This window comes from Aquimarina algiphila, assembly GCF_947494415.1.
Taxonomy (GTDB): Bacteria; Bacteroidota; Bacteroidia; order Flavobacteriales; family Flavobacteriaceae; genus Aquimarina; species Aquimarina algiphila.
Genome location: NZ_CANLVC010000008.1, coordinates 193,496 through 216,388 on the forward strand (window position 1 = coordinate 193,496; position 22,893 = coordinate 216,388).

At 31.1% G+C, this 22,893-nt stretch carries 24 protein-coding genes; 10 read left to right on the forward strand and 14 right to left on the reverse strand.

Annotated elements, in window-relative coordinates; all coding sequences use genetic code 11:
- Positions 1 to 180 precede the first annotated feature (180 nt).
- Positions 181 to 1,713, forward strand: coding sequence for an NAD(P)H-hydrate dehydratase (locus tag PQF96_RS18480; RefSeq protein WP_271767737.1), 1,533 nt, complete (start codon positions 181 to 183; stop codon positions 1,711 to 1,713).
- Between the two features lie 123 nt (positions 1,714 to 1,836).
- On the forward strand, positions 1,837 to 2,721 hold the full coding sequence (locus PQF96_RS18485; RefSeq protein ID WP_271767738.1) for an anti-sigma factor: 885 nt from the start codon (positions 1,837 to 1,839) through the stop codon (positions 2,719 to 2,721).
- Positions 2,722 to 2,802: 81 nt separating this feature from the next.
- Here PQF96_RS18485 and PQF96_RS18490 read toward each other — a convergent pair whose 3' ends face one another.
- From PQF96_RS18490 to PQF96_RS18500, 3 genes are read right to left on the reverse strand one after another with little or no spacing between them, the layout of a single operon-like run.
- Complete coding sequence (locus PQF96_RS18490) at positions 2,803 to 3,747, reverse strand: leucine-rich repeat domain-containing protein (protein ID WP_271767739.1); 945 nt, start codon at positions 3,745 to 3,747, stop codon at positions 2,803 to 2,805.
- Positions 3,740 to 4,696: a hypothetical protein gene (locus tag PQF96_RS18495; RefSeq protein ID WP_271767740.1), complete on the reverse strand. Its 957-nt coding sequence runs from the start codon at positions 4,694 to 4,696 to the stop codon at positions 3,740 to 3,742. Before PQF96_RS18495 ends, PQF96_RS18490 begins: the two co-directional genes overlap by 8 nt.
- Positions 4,696 to 5,592, reverse strand: coding sequence for a site-specific tyrosine recombinase (locus PQF96_RS18500; protein WP_271767741.1), 897 nt, complete (start codon positions 5,590 to 5,592; stop codon positions 4,696 to 4,698). Before PQF96_RS18500 ends, PQF96_RS18495 begins: the two co-directional genes overlap by 1 nt.
- Positions 5,593 to 5,924: 332 nt before the next feature.
- Between PQF96_RS18500 and PQF96_RS18505 the strand changes: the two genes are divergently transcribed.
- From PQF96_RS18505 to aroQ, 3 genes are all read left to right on the forward strand, one after another.
- Positions 5,925 to 6,518, forward strand: a complete 594-nt coding sequence (locus PQF96_RS18505) for a porin family protein (RefSeq protein WP_271767742.1) — start codon at positions 5,925 to 5,927, stop codon at positions 6,516 to 6,518.
- Between the two features lie 163 nt (positions 6,519 to 6,681).
- On the forward strand, positions 6,682 to 7,308 hold the full coding sequence (locus PQF96_RS18510) for a porin family protein (protein WP_271767743.1): 627 nt from the start codon (positions 6,682 to 6,684) through the stop codon (positions 7,306 to 7,308).
- 1 nt (position 7,309) lies between these two features.
- A complete protein-coding gene (aroQ, locus tag PQF96_RS18515) occupies positions 7,310 to 7,720 on the forward strand; it encodes a type II 3-dehydroquinate dehydratase (protein WP_109437463.1) in 411 nt (136 codons plus the stop codon).
- Positions 7,721 to 7,795: 75 nt separating this feature from the next.
- Here the strand turns inward: aroQ and lpdA are convergent, their stop codons facing one another.
- The 5 genes from lpdA to PQF96_RS18540 form a co-directional block, all read right to left on the reverse strand.
- Complete coding sequence (gene lpdA, locus PQF96_RS18520) at positions 7,796 to 9,187, reverse strand: dihydrolipoyl dehydrogenase (protein WP_271767744.1); 1,392 nt, start codon at positions 9,185 to 9,187, stop codon at positions 7,796 to 7,798.
- A gap of 181 nt (positions 9,188 to 9,368) precedes the next feature.
- On the reverse strand, positions 9,369 to 9,845 hold the full coding sequence (locus PQF96_RS18525; protein WP_271767745.1) for a hypothetical protein: 477 nt from the start codon (positions 9,843 to 9,845) through the stop codon (positions 9,369 to 9,371).
- Between the two features lie 28 nt (positions 9,846 to 9,873).
- Complete coding sequence (gene msrB / locus PQF96_RS18530; protein WP_271767746.1) at positions 9,874 to 10,269, reverse strand: peptide-methionine (R)-S-oxide reductase MsrB; 396 nt, start codon at positions 10,267 to 10,269, stop codon at positions 9,874 to 9,876.
- Positions 10,266 to 10,757 carry a peptide-methionine (R)-S-oxide reductase MsrB gene (msrB, locus tag PQF96_RS18535; protein WP_143915067.1) on the reverse strand — a complete coding sequence of 164 codons (492 nt, stop codon included), beginning with the start codon at positions 10,755 to 10,757 and terminating at the stop codon, positions 10,266 to 10,268. The genes msrB (PQF96_RS18530) and msrB (PQF96_RS18535) overlap by 4 nt, the downstream gene beginning before the upstream one ends.
- A gap of 74 nt (positions 10,758 to 10,831) precedes the next feature.
- Positions 10,832 to 11,701, reverse strand: a complete 870-nt coding sequence (locus PQF96_RS18540; RefSeq protein WP_271767747.1) for an alpha/beta fold hydrolase — start codon at positions 11,699 to 11,701, stop codon at positions 10,832 to 10,834.
- Positions 11,702 to 11,877: 176 nt separating this feature from the next.
- Between PQF96_RS18540 and PQF96_RS18545 the strand changes: the two genes are divergently transcribed.
- Positions 11,878 to 13,395 carry a DEAD/DEAH box helicase gene (locus PQF96_RS18545; protein ID WP_109437457.1) on the forward strand — a complete coding sequence of 506 codons (1,518 nt, stop codon included), beginning with the start codon at positions 11,878 to 11,880 and terminating at the stop codon, positions 13,393 to 13,395.
- Between the two features lie 32 nt (positions 13,396 to 13,427).
- Here the strand turns inward: PQF96_RS18545 and PQF96_RS18550 are convergent, their stop codons facing one another.
- From PQF96_RS18550 to PQF96_RS18560, 3 genes are all read right to left on the reverse strand, one after another.
- Complete coding sequence (locus PQF96_RS18550; protein WP_271767748.1) at positions 13,428 to 14,213, reverse strand: PhzF family phenazine biosynthesis protein; 786 nt, start codon at positions 14,211 to 14,213, stop codon at positions 13,428 to 13,430.
- An 18-nt stretch (positions 14,214 to 14,231) separates the two neighbouring features.
- Positions 14,232 to 14,831, reverse strand: a complete 600-nt coding sequence (locus PQF96_RS18555; RefSeq protein WP_271767749.1) for a short chain dehydrogenase — start codon at positions 14,829 to 14,831, stop codon at positions 14,232 to 14,234.
- Between the two features lie 68 nt (positions 14,832 to 14,899).
- The gene (locus PQF96_RS18560) at positions 14,900 to 15,211 is read right to left on the reverse strand and encodes an ArsR/SmtB family transcription factor (protein ID WP_109437454.1); all 312 of its coding nucleotides are present in this window, start codon (positions 15,209 to 15,211) and stop codon (positions 14,900 to 14,902) included.
- Between the two features lie 609 nt (positions 15,212 to 15,820).
- On the opposite strand from PQF96_RS18560, the gene PQF96_RS18565 reads away from it, so the two are divergent.
- Both PQF96_RS18565 and PQF96_RS18570 read left to right on the forward strand, forming a co-directional pair.
- Complete coding sequence (locus tag PQF96_RS18565) at positions 15,821 to 16,012, forward strand: hypothetical protein (protein WP_109437453.1); 192 nt, start codon at positions 15,821 to 15,823, stop codon at positions 16,010 to 16,012.
- A gap of 308 nt (positions 16,013 to 16,320) precedes the next feature.
- Positions 16,321 to 17,535, forward strand: a complete 1,215-nt coding sequence (locus PQF96_RS18570) for a class I SAM-dependent rRNA methyltransferase (RefSeq protein ID WP_271767750.1) — start codon at positions 16,321 to 16,323, stop codon at positions 17,533 to 17,535.
- 60 nt (positions 17,536 to 17,595) lie between these two features.
- On the opposite strand, the gene PQF96_RS18575 is transcribed toward PQF96_RS18570, so the two are convergent.
- Positions 17,596 to 18,006: a DUF2541 family protein gene (locus tag PQF96_RS18575; protein WP_271767751.1), complete on the reverse strand. Its 411-nt coding sequence runs from the start codon at positions 18,004 to 18,006 to the stop codon at positions 17,596 to 17,598.
- A 149-nt stretch (positions 18,007 to 18,155) separates the two neighbouring features.
- The gene (locus PQF96_RS18580; RefSeq protein WP_143915062.1) at positions 18,156 to 18,989 is read right to left on the reverse strand and encodes an OmpA/MotB family protein; all 834 of its coding nucleotides are present in this window, start codon (positions 18,987 to 18,989) and stop codon (positions 18,156 to 18,158) included.
- A gap of 330 nt (positions 18,990 to 19,319) precedes the next feature.
- Between PQF96_RS18580 and PQF96_RS18585 the strand changes: the two genes are divergently transcribed.
- Entirely contained in the window at positions 19,320 to 20,285 is a 966-nt protein-coding gene (locus PQF96_RS18585; protein WP_244299548.1) for a peptidoglycan DD-metalloendopeptidase family protein, read from the forward strand.
- Here PQF96_RS18585 and PQF96_RS18590 read toward each other — a convergent pair.
- Positions 20,278 to 21,534, reverse strand: coding sequence for a response regulator (locus tag PQF96_RS18590; RefSeq protein WP_271767752.1), 1,257 nt, complete (start codon positions 21,532 to 21,534; stop codon positions 20,278 to 20,280). The two genes, PQF96_RS18585 and PQF96_RS18590, sit on opposite strands and share 8 nt — an antisense overlap.
- A gap of 571 nt (positions 21,535 to 22,105) precedes the next feature.
- On the opposite strand from PQF96_RS18590, the gene PQF96_RS18595 reads away from it, so the two are divergent.
- Positions 22,106 to 22,753 carry a hypothetical protein gene (locus PQF96_RS18595; RefSeq protein WP_143915060.1) on the forward strand — a complete coding sequence of 216 codons (648 nt, stop codon included), beginning with the start codon at positions 22,106 to 22,108 and terminating at the stop codon, positions 22,751 to 22,753.
- Positions 22,754 to 22,893 lie beyond the last annotated feature (140 nt).

Below are 22,893 nucleotides of genomic sequence, written 5' to 3' on the forward strand. Positions count from 1 at the left end.
TGAGTTCAAATGTATAATTTTTTACTTTTAGAGAAAATTAAATTAACAGTATTCTTAAACTTTTGTTATTTCAATAATTAATGACTTGTTTCATTATAAAATTCCCAAAAAAATAAATGAAATAGATCTAATTAAGATCATATTTGTAAACAATAGAAACAATTGTAAAAATTTAACTTTATGAAGATATTTTCTGCGCAACAAATGCGCATGGCGGATGAAGCTACTATGCAATCCAAGAACATTACATCATTAGAATTAATGGAACAAGCGGCTCAGCAAGTTTTTAATTTAATTCATAATCGATTACAAGGAGCTCCAGTTTTAATTCATGTTTTTTGTGGTATTGGAAATAATGGAGGCGATGGGTTGGTTGTTTCACGATTATTATTAGAACATGGCTATAATATTAAAACCTATATTGTTAATTTCAGTGAGAACAGATCCAAAGATTTTTTGGTTAATTATGATCGATTAAAAGAGATTACATCTTCGTGGCCTATACAACTTAAATCTAAAGAAGATTTTCCTACAGTTAGTAGAGAGGATATGATTATTGATGCTATTTTTGGTATTGGTCTTAACAGACCTTTAGTTTCTTGGGTAGCTCAATTAATTAAGCATCTTAATACTTTTAGGTGTTTTACACTTTCTATTGATATTCCATCAGGATTATATGTTGATAAAGCTCCGGATGATTCTGAGGCAGTCATTTATGCAAATACCACGGTTACTTTTCAATTACCAAAACTAGTTTTCTTTTTACCTCAAACAGGTATGTATACACAAGATTTGGAAGTAATAGATATAGGTCTGGATCGTAATTTTTTAACTCAAAGCCCTGGTGTTGGCATATTAATTAGCAAAAATGAAGTACTTCCATTATATCGACCAAGGCATAAATTTAGCCATAAAGGAACCTTTGGACATTGTGTAATTATTGGAGGGAGTTATGGAAAAATTGGGAGTGTAGTATTAGCTACAAGATCTGCATTAAGAATTGGTGCTGGTTTGGTCTCTGCATATCTACCAGAGTGCGGATATGAAGTTATGCAATCTTCAGTTCCAGAAGCGATGGTCATTACAGATGATGATGATGAATTGGCAGAGATTCATCTTGACTTTAAGCCAACAGCTATTGGTATTGGTATTGGGATGGGGACAAACGAGAAGACCGTAAAAGCGTTTGAAAAATTCTTAAAACATAACCAATCCAGGCTAGTGATAGATGCTGATGGTATTAATATTTTGTCAAAACATCTTCAATTTTTTGAAAACCTACCAGAGAAAACCATTTTAACACCACATCCAAAAGAATTACAACGATTAATTGGAGAATGGAAAGATGATTTTGATAAGATTGAAAAAACAAAAGCATTCTCAAAGGAATACGATTGTATTGTTGTTATTAAAGGTGCTAATTCTATAACCATTTATGACAACCAACTATATGTAAATACTACGGGAAACCCAGGAATGGCAACTGCTGGAAGCGGAGATGTACTTACAGGAATAATTACGGGTTTATTATCTCAAGGATACGAACCTCTTCATGCAGCTGTTTTTGGAACATATTTACATGGAAGCTCTGCGGATATAGCGATTCAACAGACTAGTTTCGAAGGTTTATTGGCAAGTGATATTACCTCTTGCATTGGTGCTGCGTTTCTTGAGTTGTTTAAAAGACCAGAAGCAGAAGGTCAAGTAGAATAATTTGGAGTATAAAGGTTTACTATTTTACATTGAAATAATATAGTTTTTTATACAATTTTGTGAGTGTTTTAGAGTTAATTTTATTGTAATGTATTTACATTTGAATAATAATATAAAAGCAAAATGATGACAAGAAAAATTTTAGTTTTAGCGACTCTTATTTTAGGGGTATTATTCACTTCGTGTTCTAGTGATGATGACGGACCTCCAGTAACTACTTTGCAATTAGAAACTATTGGATTACAACCTCTTACAGGAGGAAGTTCTTATCAAGGTTGGCTTATTGTAAATGGGCAGACGATACCCACAGCAAAATTCACAAACCCTTCTGGAATAGTTAATCTGGATGTATTTGCAGAAGATGCTGCGGCCGCTAGTCAATTTGTAATTACTATAGAACCTGCTGGAGATATTGATGATGGACCTTCAGATGCTAAAATATTAACTGGTAATTTTAGTGGTACTGCGGCACCACTTACTTTTCAGACTGTTGTGGCTGATCTGTCTACTGCTTCTGGACAGTTTTTTTTAGCGACTCCTACAGATAATGCTGGAGGCGTAGATAATGGTAATGATGAGTTTGGGGTTTGGTTTATGAATGGTGCAAATGCAGCTGGTCTTTCGCTTCCTACTTTAGCAAGTGGATGGAAATATGAAGGTTGGGTTGATTTTGGAAATAAAATTGTATCTACAGGAACTTTTTCTGATGTTAACGCTACAGATGATGGAAATTTATTTAAAGGTTCTGGAGGTGATGTTCCTAGTTTTCCTGGTGAAGATTTTCTAGTTATTCCAAGTCAGGTTTCATTATCAGGAATTACATTTCCTGCGGCAGTTACTGGTAAAAGAGTATTTATTACTGTTGAGCCTTTTCAGGATAATGATTCTAATCCTTTTTTTATAGAACCTCTTAGTGCAACAGCAGGGATTACAACAGGTCCTGCAAATCCTGTAACTATGACTTCAAATACAGCAGTCCCTTCAGGAAGAGTGACCAGACCAAATTAAGACATTATATAGTTATAAAAATGATAAAAACTCTTACTTATATAGTAAGAGTTTTTTATTGTATAAATATTTTTTAAATCTTTATTGGTTTTGTTCAAAAGAGAGTAAAAAGAATCCTTTAAAGAGTTTTTTTGCTTTTTCCTTTTCAGAATCAAGAAGTGGGTTATTATCCAGAATCAAACCAGCTAATGGGTATTTCTCTTTTTCATAAGCTTCTGAGATACTTTTTATATTATTATTGTTGATATGAACCATAAATAGAGATTTCATTTTTGTAAAGGCAGAAGGTAGTTCGGTAAATTGATTATATCCCGCGTGTATTACCCATGTTTTTTTCATTGCAGAGATACTATTAGGTAATACATTTAGATTGTTGTGATCAATATATAAGAAACGAACTTGATCTAATGAACCAATCGTTTCTGGTAATCGATCGAGATTGTTATGATCAATCCATAATGAATAAAGATTAGGTAATTCACCCAAAAGTGTATAATTATGCTTTTCTGATAATATATTGTATGATAAATTAAGATCTTTTATATGATGTAATGAAGTTGTATTATCAGGAAGTTTGTCGATATTATTTCCTTTAAGATTTAGAAACTCAATAGGTAGATCCGAAATTTTAGAAAATGTATCTTCAAGGTCTAGTTTTGGATTATAGGATAAGGATAATTGTTTTAAGTGGGATAATGTTTTGATCGATTTTGGCAGTCTTGATATATCTAAACTGTCTAGTATTAGTATTTCTATTTGAGTGTGTTTTCCTAATTGTATAAATATATTATCTAAATTTGAATTCTTAGTATTACTAAGATCTAGCATTTTAAGATTCTTATTTTTTACAATATATTCTGCTAAAGATTCGACGTTTTTATTACTAAAGTCAAGTCTATGAACTTTTGATTTATTACGGTTTGGAGTCGAAGTATAAGTTTTACTGTAGTAAGTAGTATAAGTATTACAACTATTGTATAGTAATACTATAAGGAGTACTGATATAATGTTCCATTTATTAGTCATCTGTAGTGGATTTATAAAATGTATTTCCTGTAACTTCGAGATATAGCTTATCTGCTGTTTCTACTTTCCATGGAAAACGAGGATTTAAACCAATACCATCATGTAGTATATTTTGAATATAAGCCCCTGCTTTTTGACTATTCATACCTAATCTTGTATGAATACTATATGTATCGTTCTGATAGGTACCATAACCATATAGATTTCCATAAAATAAATTTTCATAAGGACCTAAGGTAAACCATACATTTTTACGTCCATCATCTGAATTTATAGGGTTTCTAGGAGATTTGCTGTAATTTGGTCTTGATGTGAATAGATCAACTCCAAAACCAAGTTGGTAAATAGTTTTGTTATCCTCAATCTTAGTAAAACCAATATCGAGAGAACCAGTAACTCCATAATCTGTTCCAGCTCCACTAAACCAACCAATTCTAAAATCATTCAAAAAAGTAAGATGTATGTTATGGTTAGCATTACTAAACCTCATAAATAATGCTCCACGTTTTAGTCCATATGTTTTTAATTTTTTTGGTAAGTGATCTTTACCAAACCCAAACCCTAGCCCATTAAAACCTCCTTTCCCAAGAGGGTTAAATATAATAGCGTTATTCATGTTTGATATTGAAGAGCCCAATAAATTACTGTTTTTGCCAATTCCTCCTAAGGCAAAGAATTCATATGAATAAGCTAGACCATTCATTTTTATAGTATGTCGTTTCCTAAATTGATAAGACGCAAATGATATTCCACTTTCCAGAGAAAGATCTCCATAATTCAAAGTTCCAAATCCAAAAACACCCACTTTCAACCATTGATTCTGATTTCCCAGGGTAATTTCGGCTTTCAAAAGAATACCTCCATCTGCATCTATTCTTTGTGAAAATAAGAGCGAACAGTTTAAGAATATACATAGAAAAATCAATATCCTTGCTATATATGTATTCATTATCTCCTTGGGTGAAATGAATGTATTACTTCGCTTAAATGACTTCTGTCTATATGCATATATATTTCTGTAGTCGTAATACTTTCATGACCTAACATCATTTGTATTGCTCTTAAATCTGCACCATTCTCCAACAAGTGAGTAGCAAATGAATGTCTAAATGTATGTGGACTAACTTGTTTATGTATTCCTGCTTTTTCAACTAAACGTTTTGTAATGGTAAAAATCATAGCTCGAGTAAGTTGTCTACCTCTTCGATTTAAAAATAATGTATCTTCAAATCCTTTTTTGATATTGATATGATTTCTTATTTGTGTGGTGTATAGATTAATATATTTTTGAGTTACTTCGCCTATAGGTACAAACCTTTGTTTATTACCTTTGCCGGTAACACTTATATATCCTTCATCAAAAAACAAACTAGACAATTTTAATTCTGTAAGTTCACTTACTCTTAATCCACATCCATATAAAGTTTCTATAATAGCCCTGTTACGTTCTCCTTCCGGCGTGCTTAGATCTATTTGATTAATGATAAGATCTATTTCTTCTAAAGATAATGTATCAGGTAGCTTTCTGCCTATTTTTGGAGACTCTATAAGTTCCATAGGATTGGAATCCCTATAATCTTCAAATACTAAGTAATTAAAAAAGCTTTTTAATCCCGAAATAATCCTTGATTGTGAACGAGCATTTACCAATTTTGCTGTCTCAAAGACAAATTGTTGTAGTATTTCTTTTTCTATAGAAAGGGGAGTAGATTCTATATTTTGCTCTTCAAGATATTTTAAAAGTCTTTGTATATCTAAAGTATAATTAATAATAGAGTTTTCAGAAAGTCCTCTTTCTATTTTTAAGTAGTGTTCGTAATCTTTTATGGCATGATTCCATTTCATTGCCTCTAATATAAAAAAGAAAACCATCCCAAAATACCTGAAACAGTTTAATAGTATAAAAAATTGATGATTTTATTATAAAAATAAAGCATATTCAATGTTAAATTGAAAGTTACCTTCTGTATCATTATTTTATGATAAGATATGCATCAGTATTTTTTGTGTTTGTAAATTTAAAAATCACTATTATCGTTTTTTGTAATGTCATAGTTTTATTTTGAATAACTTGGAAAGAGGAGTGTTATTACGACATAATTTAAAAACCATTTGTTGTATTGTTGAATCGGTAAAAGGGTTAGTTTTACCGTTGAATTTACAAAATCAATTACATTATGAAAAAACTTATGTTATTTGCAGTTTTAGCTTCTCTTAGTTTGGTGGCAACTGCACAGGAAGAATCAATTAGATTTGGAGCAAAAGCGGGTGTTAACTTTGCTAATATTTCTGGAGATGGAACAGATGGTGTTGACGGGAGAACTGGTTTCCATATTGGAGCATTAGTTGAAATTCCAATTTCAGAGAAATTTGCCTTTCAACCTGAATTATTATATTCTTCTCAAGGGGCTAAATTAGATATTGGTAATTTAGAAACTACTACAAAAATAAATTACATTAATATTCCATTAATGGCAAAGTATTATGTGGCTCAAGGATTTAGCCTTCAGGCAGGGCCTCAAATTGGATTTCTAACTTCTGCCAAGGCCAAAGTTGAAGGGCCTGGAGTTGATGAAGACAATGATATTGATGATGCAATTAAAGGAATTGATTTTGGACTAAATTTTGGTCTAGGATATCAATTGGATATGGGATTATTTTTTGATGGTCGTTATAATTTGGGTTTATCTAATATTAATGATACTGAAAGTTCTGATGACGTAAAACAAAAAAACTCGGTAATCCAACTTTCTGTAGGGTATAAGTTCTAATATAGTATAATTAAAAATAAATAAAAGCATCCTGATATTTTAGGATGCTTTTTTGTTTGTAGTTTCTGGATTCTAAAAAATAAAACTACTTTTGAATAGTTAATAGTATTTAAATATAGAATAGATAAGCCTATTTTATTATATTACAATTTAAATAAGACGAATGAGAAATAATTTTTTTTTAATCACAACCATCTTAATGGTTATTACCTCTTCATTATATAGCCAGGATGAAGGTGAGGCATTGTATACACGTGCCGGATTTAAGTTTGGAGGAAATTATGCAAACATTACGGGAGATGCAGAAGATACTGATGCTAGAATACGCGTTCATTTGGGAGCAGTGATAGAGTTTCCTATTACTCGTCGATTTTTTATACAGGCAGAAGTTTTGTACTCTGCACAAGGATATACATTTGATGAAGCAGGGGAGGAGAATAAAATTAGTTTAAATTATTTAGCACTACCTGTTGTTGCCAAGGTCTATTTTACAGATAAATTTAGCTTGGAAACAGGTCCTCAATTGGCCACATTAGCCAATGCTAGTGAATCTGCAGAAGATACTCCTGATGAATTCTTTGATTCCTTTTCTAATTTTGATTTTAGTTGGGGATTTGGAGCAGGTTATAAACTAGAGAGCGGTTTGTTTTTTCAAGTACGTTATAACCTGGGATTAACAAATATTGTTGATATAGAAGGGGTAGATAATGATAATAAGAATGCTGTAGGTCAAATATCAGTAGGGTATTTATTTAAAACTAAAAATAACAGAAGACAGAACGATCAGTAATATGAAGATTTTAATATTAAATGGCCCTAATTTAAATCTTCTAGGGAAGAGAGAACCGGGAATATATGGCAGCCAAACGTTTGATCAATTTTTTGTTCAATTACAAGAGCAGTTTTCTTCAATAGAATTAACTTATTTTCAATCTAATATCGAAGGAGAATTAATCACCAAAATACAGGAAGCAGATGACCTATTTGATGGTGTTGTTCTTAATGCAGGGGCTTATACCCATACTTCTATAGGGATTGGAGATGCTATAAAAGCAATATCAACTCCTGTGGTAGAAGTTCATATTTCTAATACATTTGGAAGAGAAGAATTTAGACATCAGTCCTATATTTCTCCAAATGCAAAAGGCGTTATTTTAGGTTTTGGCTTGCAAAGCTATGAGTTAGCTCTACAAAGTTTTTAATTAACAAGATTATATACAGAATAAAAAAACACCTTACTGATCGTAAGGTGTTTTTTTTATGTTTATTTTTCCTTTTTATAGATGGATTACTTCACCATAAGCATCAGCCACAGCCTCCATTACAGCTTCACTCATTGTTGGGTGAGGGTGGATTGCTTTTAGTACTTCATGTCCTGTCGTTTCTAATTTTCTACCTAAAACGGCTTCAGCGATCATATCAGTAACACCTGCTCCAATCATGTGGCATCCTAGCCACTCACCATATTTAGCATCAAATATTACTTTGACAAAACCGTCTTTAGTTCCGGCAGCACTTGCTTTTCCAGATGCAGAGAAAGGAAATTTACCTATTTTTAATTCATAACCAGCTTCTTTAGCTTGTTTTTCTGTCATTCCCACACTTGCAATTTCTGGCGAGGCATATGTACATCCAGGGATATTTCCATAATCAATTGCTTCAACATGCATTCCTGCAATTTTTTCTACACATGTAATCCCTTCGGCAGATGCTACGTGAGCCAATGCTGGTCCATGTACAACATCTCCAATTGCGTAAACTCCCGGGATATTGGTTTGATACCAATCATTTACAACTATTTTATCTCTATCGGTTGCAATACCTAATTCTTCTAATCCTATATTTTCTATATTGGTTTTGATTCCTACAGCAGATAATACAATATCTGCTTCAAGAACTTCTTCTCCTTTTTTAGTTTTTACTGTAGCTTTTACACCATCACCGCTAGTATCTACACTTTCTACAGAAGAATTTGTCATTACCTTAATACCAGCTTTTTTGAAGTTTCTTTCAAACTGCTTAGATACTTCTTCATCTTCTAGAGGGACAAGAGTAGGAAGGAATTCTACAATAGTAACTTCAGTTCCCATAGCGTTATAAAAATGTGCAAACTCTACTCCGATAGCACCAGATCCAACAACGATCATTTTCTTTGGCTGAGATTCTAGAGTCATTGCTTCTCTATAACCAATTACTTTTTTACCATCTTGTGGTAAATTTGGTAGTTCTCTTGATCTGGCACCGGTAGCAATAACAATATGTTTTGCTTCATATTCTGAAGTTTTACCATCAGCATCAGTAACTTCAATTTTATTGCTAGCTTTTAGTTTTCCGAAACCATTAATAACATCGATTTTATTCTTTTTCATCAGAAACTGAACACCTTTGCTCATTCCATCAGCAACTCCACGGCTACGCTTTACAACAGCATCAAAATCTTTATCAAACTTATCTACAGTAAGTCCATAATCTGAAGCGTGCTTAAGGTATTCGAATACCTGTGCACTTTTTAGTAATGCCTTTGTAGGGATACATCCCCAGTTTAAGCAAACTCCTCCTAAACTTTCTTTTTCTATTATTGCGGTTTTAAGACCCAATTGTGAAGCTCGAATTGCGGTTACATACCCGCCGGGACCACTCCCTAAAACGATGATATCATATGTGCTCATAAATGTCGATTTTTTGAAGTCACGAATTTAAGGATAATTCGGCTAACCAAAAAAGGATTTAAGCATTCCATAAGAATATGAATTATATCATTAAGGAGTATAAAAAAAACACTACCCAAAGGATAGTGTTAATTTTTAATACTTTCTATAATAATAGTATTAATTATAATTGAAACTCTCTTTAAAAATCAAGTTTAAGTGCAGATTGCACAGCGTTAATGTCTGAAAAATCTATTTTTGAATCTTGAGCAAATCTAGATGGAACTATTACAATTCTAAATACTTGATTATCTGTAAAATTTGTGCCAACAAGGCCAATGTCTGGAGTATCTAATAAAATATCCACATCATTTAGTGTGAAATTAAACCTATAGGTCAATTCACCTCCACTATCCAAGATAATTAGTGGAGTAGGTAAAGGCTCCCATACATCATTACCATTAACAACTTCTTCTAGACGATATACTAATACTACATCTGCATCAAATACTTCGACACCAACAGGAAATGGGATATTAACAGCAAATTCTGGTCCTATAAAATCTACATTGTCAACTTCAAATGATTGCCCAATAGTATCAAAATCTGTATCATCGTCATTAGAACAAGATGTTAACATAAACGTAGTTATACAAAGTAATGTGAAAATTTTCTTCATGAATTCTAAATATTTATTTGTTGTAAATTTATTTTTTATCAAAGTCTATACTTACCGAGTTTACGCAATATCGCTGACCGCTTGCTGTAGGGCCGTCGTCAAACACATGACCGAGATGACTACCGCAGTTTGCGCACAATATTTCTGTTCTTATCATACCATGCGAGGTATCTCTAACATATTCGATACTCCCTTCTATGGCTTCATCAAAACTGGGCCATCCACATCCAGAATCAAATTTTGTAGTGCTATCAAATAAAGCAACATGACATGCCATACATTCATATGTACCTTTATCAAAATGCATATTGAACTCTCCTGTAAATGGTCTTTCTGTTCCCTTTTGTCTTAATACTCTATATTGTTCTTCTGTAAGTTCTGCCTTCCATTCAGCTTCAGATTTCTGTACCGGATATTTACTCATTTCTTCGATTCTTTTGGTGTAAAAATTAAAGCATCTCCATTTATACAATGTCTCATTCCTGTAGTTTCTCTTGGGCCATCATTAAATACATGGCCTAAGTGTCCTCCACAAGTTCCACATAACAGTTCTGATCTTGCATATCCTAATTTATGATCAACATCTTTATCTACACTACCTTCTACAGCACGATCAAAACTTGGCCAACCAGTACCGCTATCAAATTTATGTTCACTCTCGTATAATGGAGTGTTGCAAGCCGCGCAATGAAATGTACCTTTTGCATACAACTTATTTAGTGGACTAGAGAAAGGTCTTTCTGTTCCTGCTTGTCTGAGAATATAATATTGGTCAGAGGTTAAGATTTTTTTCCATTCGGCATTAGTCTTACTAACTGAATATGTCTTTTTTTCCTTAACTGTTTTTTGTTGAGCATTACTTGTACAGCTAATTGTTAGAACTCCTAAACATATTAAAATTAAACGTTTCATGTTTTTTTTGAATAAAGTTAAATAAAGTTTTAATTAATAGTCGTACAAATACTCTATGAATAACGTATCAACAACTATTCCAAAATAAAATTTTCGATTTTGGAGATAACTTCTAGAGTACCTAAAATTTTTCTATGACCTAATTGTTCAGTTATCAGTAGCTTACCATTTGTCAGGTTATCATTGATTTCATAAGCTGCACTATAATGAACATCTACATCATTTTTATCATGTATTACTAATGTGGGGATTTTAACGCCTAAAGCAGAAACTGCACCAGAATAATTGTCAAGATCCTCCCCATATCTTTTATCAAAATATGCCTTAAGTAAACGAGCTACTTTACTATTTAATTGTAGGTTTTTAGCAAAGTTTTTGGTGATAGCAGTAATACTATTTGCAGTACCTATAATTACCAATTTTTTAATTTGTAAACCATATTTTGTAGCTCTTAGGAGTGACATTCCTCCTAAAGAATGCCCAATTGCTGCTTCAAAAGGACCGTACATTTCTTCTAACTGATAAATCGTTTCTATAAAATGGGGTAACATTGTTCTTTTTCCAGGAGAATCTCCATGAGCCGGAGCATCAAAGCTTATGGTGCTATATCCTTTTGCTATTAAGGCATCAGCTATTTTCGAAAGTTGTGTACCACTTCCTGACCAACCATGTACAAGAAGAATTTTCTTTTTTGAATCACCATAAGTATATACCATAACCTCTCTATTAATTTTTTTAATAAAGATTTGCTCTTTTTTGCTTGTAGCATACATTTTCTTTTCCCTTTCAGGGATTTTATAGCCAAATGGTGTCAAAAATATTCTAGCTGCAAATCTTGAGGCTAAAAGGGGAGAGATCCAATTTAGAATTTTCCCTGTATATAAAATAGATTTGGGAATTAGAAGGGTTTGAACGGGAATTAAATCTTTATCCTCTTTATTCATTATAACTATTTCGCTTTTATAAATGTTAAAATTAAAACAAGAAACCCCTTTCAGTTAAACAATTATGATTAATTAACATTCTAAAAAAAATGAGTGAACAAATATATTTCTCTAATTTCTTTATATAACCTTTTAAAGTATTTAATTTTGTAGCTTATTTTTTAATAGAGGGCTACATGGGATTACAACCCACAGGGATAGGTAAAAAAGAACAAAAAGTACTATATGATTACCAGAAACGGGATATAGACAAGATATTTAGTCGCTTACAAGAGTTTCCAGAAAAATATAATCTATTATATCAACTTCCAACAGGAGGGGGAAAAACTGTTATATTTTCTGAAATAGTAAGAAGGTATATTGAGTCTTCCAGAAAAAAAGTAGTTGTTCTTACACACCGTATAGAGCTTTGTGGTCAAACCTCTAAAATGCTTACCGAATTTGGAGTTAAAAATAAAATTATAAATAGCTCGGTAAAGCAACTCGATGATCAAAACGAGTATATGTGCTTTGTTGCTATGGTCGAGACACTGAATAATAGATTAAATGAAGATCATTTAGAACTCGATAATATTGGAATGGTTATTATTGATGAGGCACATTATAACTCATTTAGAAAGCTCTTTCGTTTTTTTAAAAATTGTTTTATCCTGGGAGTAACTGCTACACCGCTTAGTTCTAATATGAAACTTCCCATGAAAGATAATTATAATGAATTGATTGTTGGAGATACAATTAGTTCATTGATAAATAGCGGATTTTTAGCAACTCCTGTTATATATACCTACGATGTAGGGTTAGGGTCTCTTAAGATAGGAATGAACGGTGATTATACTGTGAAATCATCAGAAGAGTTGTATACAAATATGTTAATGCAAGATAAATTGTTGTATTCATATGAAGAAAGAGCAAAAGGCAAAAAGACACTGATTTTTAATAATGGGATCAATACATCCATTTATGTGTATGAGACCTTTAAAAAAGCAGGATATGCTATTCGCCATTTGGATAATACGAATAGTAAACAAGAAAGAGAAGATATTTTAGCATGGTTTAAAAATACTAAGGATGCTATACTTACTTCGGTTAGTATTCTCACTACGGGTTTTGATGAGCCTACAGTAGAATGTATTATACTTAATCGGGCAACAAAATCACTTACATTGTATTTCCAAATGATTGGTAGAGGATCCAGGATTCTGCCAACCAAACAAGAATTTTCTATACTGGATTTGGGTAATAACACGGCGAGATTTGGTTTATGGAATTCTGATGTGGATTGGCAATCTATATTTAGGTCTCCTGATTTTTATTATGATAATCTAGTGGGGGATGAAGAGATTGAACGTAATTTTAAATACGTACTTCCTGAAGATTTAAGAAAAGAATTTTCAAATTCTGAAGATATTGATTTTGATATTGAAGAAGAATACGCAAAAACAAAACGTTTTGGATTGAGAAGTCTTACCGTTCTTGAAAAATCCATAGAGCAACATGCGAAAATGTGTGTTCAGAATAGTGAAGATGTTTTTGATGCTCGAATTTTGAGCAAACTTTTGGATCAGGATATAGAATATAGGGTACGTCGATATTCTTATTGTATTAGTAAAAGTACCAAAAACTATCGGGATTGGTTGGAAGAGGATTATAAACGAAAACTGAGATCCAAGATTAATCAATTATTTATGGATTAAACAATTGATTAATCTTAGGTTAGATAATGTGTTTATATTTCTATCTCCCCAACTAAATAAAGTACCGAATACCCGCTTAGAAAAACACGATCTCCTTCAATTCTACATTCTAATTGCCCTCTTCTTGCTGATAATTGTTCTGCATAAAGATGTTTTTTATTTAATTTTTCTGCCCAAAAAGGAACAAGAGAAGCATGAGCTGAGCCTGTTACAGGATCTTCAGGATGTGCTTCTGGATTGGCATCAAAAACGCGAGATACAAAATCAACATTTTTACCTTTAGCAGTAATTATAGTGCATAAATATGGAAGTTCTTTAAGTGCTTCTAGGTTTGGCGAAGCGTTTAATATTTCTTTCTCAGAAGAAAGTGTAATAATTAAATCTCTTGCTGCATAAGTCGCAATAGGTTTTACTTTAAATGCATCATATACTTCTTTTGGAATCTCAATTGGTGCAGGCATCCTAGAAGGAAAATCTAAAGTGATTGACCCATTATCTTCTTTTTTTGCCTTAAGTATTCCACTTTTTGAAGAAAATGTAACTTCATCTATAGATGTATCCAGATAATTAAAAATGATATAAGCAGATGCTAATGTAGCATGTCCACATAAATCAATTTCTTCATATGGCATAAACCATCTTATTTCATAAATATCATCTTTTTTTACAAAATATCCTGTTTCTGCCAAGTTATTTTCTATTGCAATATTTAATAACGTTTTATCATCAAGCCAATATGGCAAATGACAGATAGCAGCTGGGTTACCTCCAAATAAAGTTTTGGTAAAAGCATCTACCTGATATATGGGTATTTTCATTGTTTTATTTTAAATGAGTTAATATTTTTTATAAATCATGCCAGTAGTATCACTAGTTAATATTTCTGTATATACATTAACTACGTCTTCAATATTTACCGGGAAATACCCAGCAAATTTTTTGTTTTCAGGAAAATCACCTGCAATTGCACCAGGAGCTGCGACATTGAGCCTGATACCTCGATCAAGTTCATTAGAGGCTGCATTTACAAAACTATGTATTGCACCATTTACAAGAGAAAGTCCTACGGCATTAGGCTCATAATGTTCTGCAAGGATACCAGTTGTTAATGTAATGGAAGCATTATCTTTTAAATAGTTTTTTGCTATGTGTACCAAATTTACCTGTCCCATTAGTTTACTTTTTATTCCTACATAATAATCTTCTTCTTTAAGATCAGAAAAATGTTTCCATGATGCCGTCCCTGCGGCATTAATTACAGCATCTAATTTTGGGAGTTTTTCGAATAGATGTTTAATAGAATTCACATCTGTAATATCGATAGGGTAGTCAGTACTACCTCTATGAGCTCCATATACTTCATAATTCTGATTTACCAGTCTTTTATATATAGCCGAACCTATAGTGCCACTTGAACCGATTACTAAAACTTTCATATTTGATTTTTAATTTATATATTTTTATAATTATATATTTAATTTTATGAATATGTTATACTAAATTTTTATAATTCTTTATTCATAATTTCTAAGAACTCTTTTATTACTTTTTCGTTCCTTTTAAAGTACGTCCATTTTCCATGCCTTGTTGCTATAAGTAATCCGGCCTTTCTCATCCCTGTAAGGTAGTGAGATATTGTTGGTTGTGATAATCCCGACTTATCTTTAATATTTTGTCCACAGACACCATCGTTAAAATGTCCTAGTTCTATATGGGGTGGAAAATTTGCTTCAGGATCTTTCAACCATTTAAGTATATCCAATCGAGTCGAATTTGCTAAGGCTTTATTTATCTCAAGAATCATTTGATTATTCATTTTACAAATATATATATTTAATTTTATAAATATGTTAAGTGATTGGAAACAATTATCGCTGCTATTACAGGGTACTTTTATATGTTTTAAAATTCTGTTTTTTGGTGTTTTATAAAAAAATAATAATTTTATCTGTAACAAAATTTCATGATGCTCGTCTAGTAAATATAAGTAATAAAGAAATTGTAATTTATTGAATAAAAGTAAATTAGTTTTAACAATAGCTGTTAGGCGCTTATCTTAATACTTCTTGGGATAGGTGCTTTTCAAAAAAAAATTACTAGGTTTCAAAAAAATACATTGTTCTTTATTGACACAAAATAAAAGTTCGAACAACATAGATGAGAGCGCTTATCCTGATATTTCTTGGGATGAGTGCTTTTTGTTTTTACGGTTTTTAGTATTAAAACAGTATATATTTTGAGTTTTTCCTGTATTTGAATATCTAGTAATTGTCTTATTTTTATCATAAATATAAATTGATAATTTTGATGACTTTGTAACGGAAAAAAGTAAGTATCTTTTAATGTTAAAATTAAACTTACAGATTTGTCTAGTCTCTATTATCAATATTCGATAGACCTTAATTAACCATATATATTTACACAAATGAAAATTCTTTTGAATTTAGACGGTATCAAAACTCTAAGTAAAGAAGAACAAAGTAAGATTTCTGGAGCAGCACGTTATGCTTGTGAACAGAGGGGTATATTTTGTTGTGAACTTGCACCAGGTGCAGCTATTTGCGATGCAGGTAGGTGTATAGGTATTGGAGGGTCAGGTGGTTGTCTGTGGTATTAACCATTGCTCAAAAAAAGATTTGAAAAAGAGACTGTTAATTAACAGTCTCTATTTTTTATTTGATGATTCGTTAGCCATAAATTATTGCTAAAAATAATAGTAAGTTCATTGTGTATACAGGGCTCGATACTAATTGTGTTTCTTTAAGATATTTTACCCAAGGAGATATCTGTAGATATGAATGATTTTTTGTTGCTATCGACATACTGTATTTGATAAAGCATACACACAGGTCTTAAACCACTTTTTGATTAAATAAAGAGGTAGATTACATCATTAGAGAAAAATAATTACTAATCTTGTAAAAGATGAATATTATTCCAAATATACCCGTAAAAACAATTGCTATAAAACTAAGGCCTTCTGCAGAGAAAATGGTCAAAAGAAGGCATCCTTGGATTTTTGAAGATAGTATTATTAAACAAAATAAAGAGGGTAATCCAGGAGATTTGGTGGTTGTTTATGATAATAAAAAGAATACTTTTTTGGCTTGTGGGTTGTACGATCCATATTCTCCAATACGAGTTAAGCTTTTACAATATGGGAAACCAGTCAAAATTAATAAAGAATGGTTTGAAGCAATTATTTTAAAAGCATATGAATTAAGAAAACCTCTACTTGAAACCGATACAAATAGTTATAGACTATTATTTGGAGAAAATGATCATCTTCCGGGATGTATTGCAGATGTGTATGATGGGGTATTGGTAATCAAGTTATATTCACAAATTTGGTTTCCGTATTTGAATTACATTGTGGAACATTTGGTTGCAATAAGCGGTTGTATTACTGTTGTGCTACGTTTAAGCAGATTGTTACAATCTAAAGGCGAATTATATGATCTAAAAGATGGTCAGGTAATCTATGGGGTTTTAGAAGAGGATGTTGTTGTTTTTAGAGAACATGGAGTGTTGTTCTCAGCAAATGTAATTAAAGGACACAAAACTGGATATTTTCTGGATCATCGCCATAATCGAAAAAGAGTAGGGGAGTTAGCCAAAGAAAAAACAGTGTTAGATGTGTTTTCTTATGCAGGTGGCTTTTCTGTGCATGCATTAGCCGGTGGAGCTAATGAAGTTGTGAGTCTTGATATTAGCAAGCATGCCTTAAATATGGCCAAAGAAAATGTCAACCTTAATACATGTAGTGGAAAACATAATATTATTGTAGCCGACGCTTTTGAAGGATTACAAAATCTGATAAATACAAATAAAAAGTTTGACATTGTGGTCATTGATCCACCTTCGTTTGCAAAACGAGAGAATGAAATTGATAAAGCAAAAACTAGCTATGCTCGACTTGCTAGGTTAGGAGCCCAATTAGTAGTTAAAAATGGATTGTTAGTATTAGCTTCTTGTTCTTCGAGAGTTATAAAAGAAGATTTTTTTAAAATCTCTGAAGATAATATTTTAAATACTGGCAGAACTTTTGAAGTTTTAGAAAAAACAACTCATGATATTGATCATCCTATAATTTTTGCAGAAGGTGCATATCTTAAATGTGGATATTATAGAGTACATTAACTACAATGGTAACCTTTCTCTCCTAACAATGTAGAAGGGAGGGTATTATTTTAATTATTTTTAATGCCTTCCGAACACATGGATTTTTGCTTTTTTTCTTGATGAATTTTTGGTGTCATAGAAAAATGTAATATCTCTTATAATTCTTTTGTTTCCTTTTAAATCGATGACTCTTGTTGCACTTCTACGAGAAAAGTTATATCTTAATTGGATCACATCTTTTTCTCCATTACCATATTGAACAACCATTCTGTGCATATTAATAGAGCCTCCTGTGATTTTTATTTTAAGTTTTTTAAACGCTCCTTCTTTGGCCGTTACTTTTATAATATCTTTATCTAATTTGTAATTAACTATTTTGGAGCCTAAATATTCCCAGTTAGCAATATTTGAAGAAAAACTACTGGTTATCAGTAAGATAAATAATAATAATAAAGAATGGTGAATTTTTTGTGGGGCTGTATGTTTCATAGTTTATGAATGTTTTGATTTGTAATTAAGACACTTTAATTACAAAAAGGTTTAATTTCATAAAGAATAAAAAGTATTTCAAAATGAAAGCGGGATGAATTATTATAATTCATCCCGCTTTCAATAAGAGTGGTTAATATCGATAATAGTTAGTTAGAGGATAGCATTGCAAAAAACTTATCCATATTTGGTAATAAAACTATCCTAGTACGTCTGTTGATAGCCATATTTTCTTTAGAATCGTTTTCTACTAAAGGTTTATAACTGCTTCTTCCTGATGCAATTAATTTTGAAGGATCAACATTATAAGATGTTTGTAGTTTTCTGATAATTGATGTAGCTCTTTTTACACTTAAATCCCAATTATCTTGTATTACAGCATTACTTATGGTTCTAGGATCAGTGTGTCCTTCGACCATAACTTCTAAACTTGGCTCAGAGTTAATAACATCTGCTAATTTTTGTAATACTTCATCAGCTTTATTGCTTATGCGGTAGCTACCACTGTTAAAAAGCATTTTATCTGAAATAGATATCATAACAACAGTATTGTCTACGTTTATAGAAATATCATCATCTTCTTTCAAGTTATCAGATAGATTACTTTTTAAATTGTAAGAAACTGCTAGATTCATTGAATCTTTTAAAGATGTGGCTCCTTGTAGTTTTTGTTGATCAACATTGGCTAAAGTTGCTTTCATACTTTCCTTTGTTTTATTAGAAATAGCCGCAATCCCATCTACCATCACCATTTTCTCATCATTTGATTCTTTCAAAGAATTAATTTTAGCATTATAATCAGCCACTCTGGACTCAATCTTTGCAAATTTTTCTTCTAATTCTTCCTTTTCTACTGCAGTCTTCTGTAAAGTACTACGTGTGTCTTGTAATTCTTGTTCAAGAGCAACATACTTCTTTTTAGATACACAGGATGTCATAACTAAAACTCCAGATAACGCAATTAATGTGAATGATCTTTTCATGGTTATTTAATTAATAATTAGTGTTTAATTAACTACCGCTAACTGCATTTATTGCTTTTGCAGATATTAATGTTTTCATATGAATTTCTTAAAATATGTTAATAATTTTGACAAACAATATTATCCCGTAGCACTCTTACGGAAGTTCTATATCTAGATATTTTTTAAGTGTTTGATTTTCAAATTTGTATCTAGGATATCATATTGTAAATCAAATTTTAGATTAAATAAAATATTGATTTGTTGTAATAACGTATTATTTTTACAGTTATATTGTAGAAGAATTTAAAGCCCGAAATCTATTTTAATTTGTAAAATGTATTGTAATTGATGTTTTTAATTAAAAAGAGGCTTGTATTTGGTTTCCTGATTCTATTATCTTTTTCTATGATATCTGCTCAGGAAATTATTGAAACAAAAGAAAAAGTACCAGTAGATCATAAAAAACTAATTTTTCAAGGAGATATAATCTACCTACCTATATATCCCAATAATATAGTTTCTTCTAATAATGAATTACTTTCAAGAGATTTAGGAGTAAAAAATAAAGAAGAATTTAATGCTAAATGGGATAATCAACGATTTAACCCATACTGGGATGAATCATTGTCTTTTCCTTTTCAATTGACTTTTCATGATACTAATTTTTCATCACCGGTTACCCGTAAGATGGTGGTTACTTCTCGTTATGGGTGGAGAAGAGGAAGGCCTCATCAAGGTATAGATATTGATCTTCAAACTGGAGACAGTGTAAGATCTATATTAGATGGTAAAGTTAGGTATGTAGGATATCATGGAGGACATGGAAATACAGTTATAGTTAGACATTACAATGGCTTAGAATCGGTATATGCACATTTATCAAAAACATTGGTCAAGGAGAATGACGAAATAAAAAAAGGTAATGCTATAGGAAAAGGAGGAGTGACAGGGAACGCAAGAGGTAGTCATTTACATTTAGAAGTAAGATATCATGGGAAAAGTATTAATCCAGAATATTTATTTGAGTTTACAACTGATACTAAAATAAGATCAGATGTACTTTTTGTAACTAGAAAATGGGCAACACCAAGATTTCATAGATCAACAAGGAAGAGTAAAATAGTAATTCATAAATCCATTGATGATATTACAGTATTCGAAGAGCAACAAAAAAAGATTTATACGGTAAAAAAAGGAGATACCCTTCATAGAATTGCCAATAGACATGGATTAGCTGTTTCCGAAATCTGTAAAACTAATTCTATAAAATATAATACAGTACTAAAAATCGGACAACAGATAATTATCAACTAAGTACTGAATTCTCAATATGTTTATGAATCATTTCTAATAAATGATTTTTGTTATAAGGTTTTAAAATATAATCATTTAGTCCTGCCTGAATGATTTGTCTATTTAATTGGGTTACGTCTACTGCTGTTAGGGCAATAATAGGTGTTTTTAAATCAAATTCTCTTATTCTTTTTGTTGTTCCAATACCATTAAGCTTGGGCATGTTAATGTCCATTAAAATGACATCATACACATTTTCTTTTGCCAATTTAATAGCATCAAAGCCATTATCAATAGTTGTACAATCAAATTGCTCTTTTGATAACATTTTATCTGCAACTAATAGGTTTAATTTATTGTCATCTACAATTAGAGCTTTGAATTTTGTGCCAGAATTGACCTCAAAAACAGAATTTTGATGGGCCTGTTCTTCCTTGACTTGTTGTGTTTTAAAATCAATCACAAATACATATTCTGATCCGACATGAGAATTATTCTGAATAATTATTTCTGCATTTACAGCTTCTGCCAGTCGGTTTACTATTCTTGAGTTTATACCTGTACCCAAATACCATTTTTTTTCATTTTCTACATTAATAAACTCTTGATAGATTGATTTTTGATCCTCTTTTGATACCTCATATCCATCATGAGTAATTTTAAAAGAAATTGTAGAAACATCCCCTTTTTTCTTAATCAAACTTACTGAGAAATAAACATTTCCATTCTTTGTGAATCGTAGAGCATTACTCACAAGATTCATAAGTATCTGGGACAAAATTGCAGGATCTCCTTTAACAGTTTGGCTTATTTCAGCATCAAAATCAAAGTGCAAAATGTTATCACTGTTTTCTGTCGCATAACTAAAAGACTGAACAAGATTTTGAGTAACGTCTTTTAAATTAAATAGAGTATTTTGTACAGTGACTTCTTCATTATCAAGAAAACTTACTTGAAGAATATTATTAATTAAGGTAAGTAGGTAATTTCCGGAAAACTTCAGCGATTTTATTTTTTTATCGTCTTTAAGTTCTGGGTGTTCTTCTGCTAAAAGATTTGTCAACCCCATTATTCCATACAAAGGAGTTCTCAATTCTTGACTGAGAATAGAAATAAAATCTTGCTGAAATTGAACTTGTTTTTCAGATGTATTGAGTAAAGATTGCAATTCATTACTTTTCTCATCCAGCCTTTTTTTGACTCCTTGGTATTTTAACCATAAAAAAAGAATTACAGCGAATAGGATACCGATAATTATATAATATATCATACTTTATATTTAAAAACAAATTAAAAGATATAAGGATTATCTTACAAATTTAAGTACAGTTTTTTAATTAACTTTTACAATAAGATGGGTATAATATGACATACGTTAAAATTGGAAGTTTAATTACACACTTTTGAATTAAAATAATAAGTTATCTTATAATATGCAATTCCTAAAATCGTAACGAAAAATCTAATTTTTGGAACAATATAAAAAATGGTACAAAGTTTGACAGTTTTTAATTAAAATGCTTCTTGTAAGTTATTGGCTTTCAGAGTAATCTTCGATTGTAAATAATAAACAAAATATTATAAGTTTAAGTTATAAAATATATTTAAATAACTATAAATCATGTGTTTGAATTAACAATAAATTAATTGTTGTTCATGTACAATTGACGATTTGTTATTGATTTGGCCAACTACAGAGAAGATTAATGTAATTATTATAAATTTATAACGTCCTATTATATATTGGTTATAGGATATAATGGGTACTTTTGCAAGTAATTAACATTATTAACCCTCTATAATCTTTATATTTACATTAAACAAGCGTGGTACGAAAAGATATGAAAGCTAAACTAATTATAGTTTTTTTGTTGTGTATGGCAGGAGTGATACAGGCTCAGGTAGAAAGTTCTACCTCTTTACGTATTGACGCAAAAAGTGATTTAAAAACTGATAAGTACAGTTTGTCTACAGGGCTTCCAAAATCAGATTTCAATAGTAATATACCGTTGTATACTGCACCAAAAGAGTTGAGTGAATATGGCCGTCGCAAACAAACATTTGATATGACTGGTAATGATGGCTTTTTTAAACCAGAAATTAAAGGCACTCCAAAGTGGTTTAAAAAAGATAAAGAAATAAAGGAAGAATATAAAAGTGATCAGTATCTTGGTGATTTCAAAAGTGATGGTAAATTTGTCAGATTGTTGTATAGAGATCATCAATTTGTTGATGGTGATATAGTGAGAATTTTTATTAATGATGATGTAATCGTACAAAGTGCATATCTTTCAGGAAAATTTCAAGGAATTTCAATCGATCTAATCAAAGGGTTCAATAAAATCGATATTCAGGCTCTTAATCAGGGTGAATCTGGACCTAATACTGCAGAATTTCATTTGTATGATGATCAAGGAAATTTACTTACCAGTAATGAATGGAATTTAACAAAAGGAGTTAAGGCTTCTCTAATTGTCGTAAAAGAATAATCAGGTTTTTTTAAAAGTTGCATGCTCTTCTTTAGCAACTTGTTTTTCAATGTATTTTTATGTTAAGTGTAGTTATTTTATAATTTTTTATAAATATGCTGTGATTTTTTCTATGTATTAGTTACTAATAAGAAAAACAT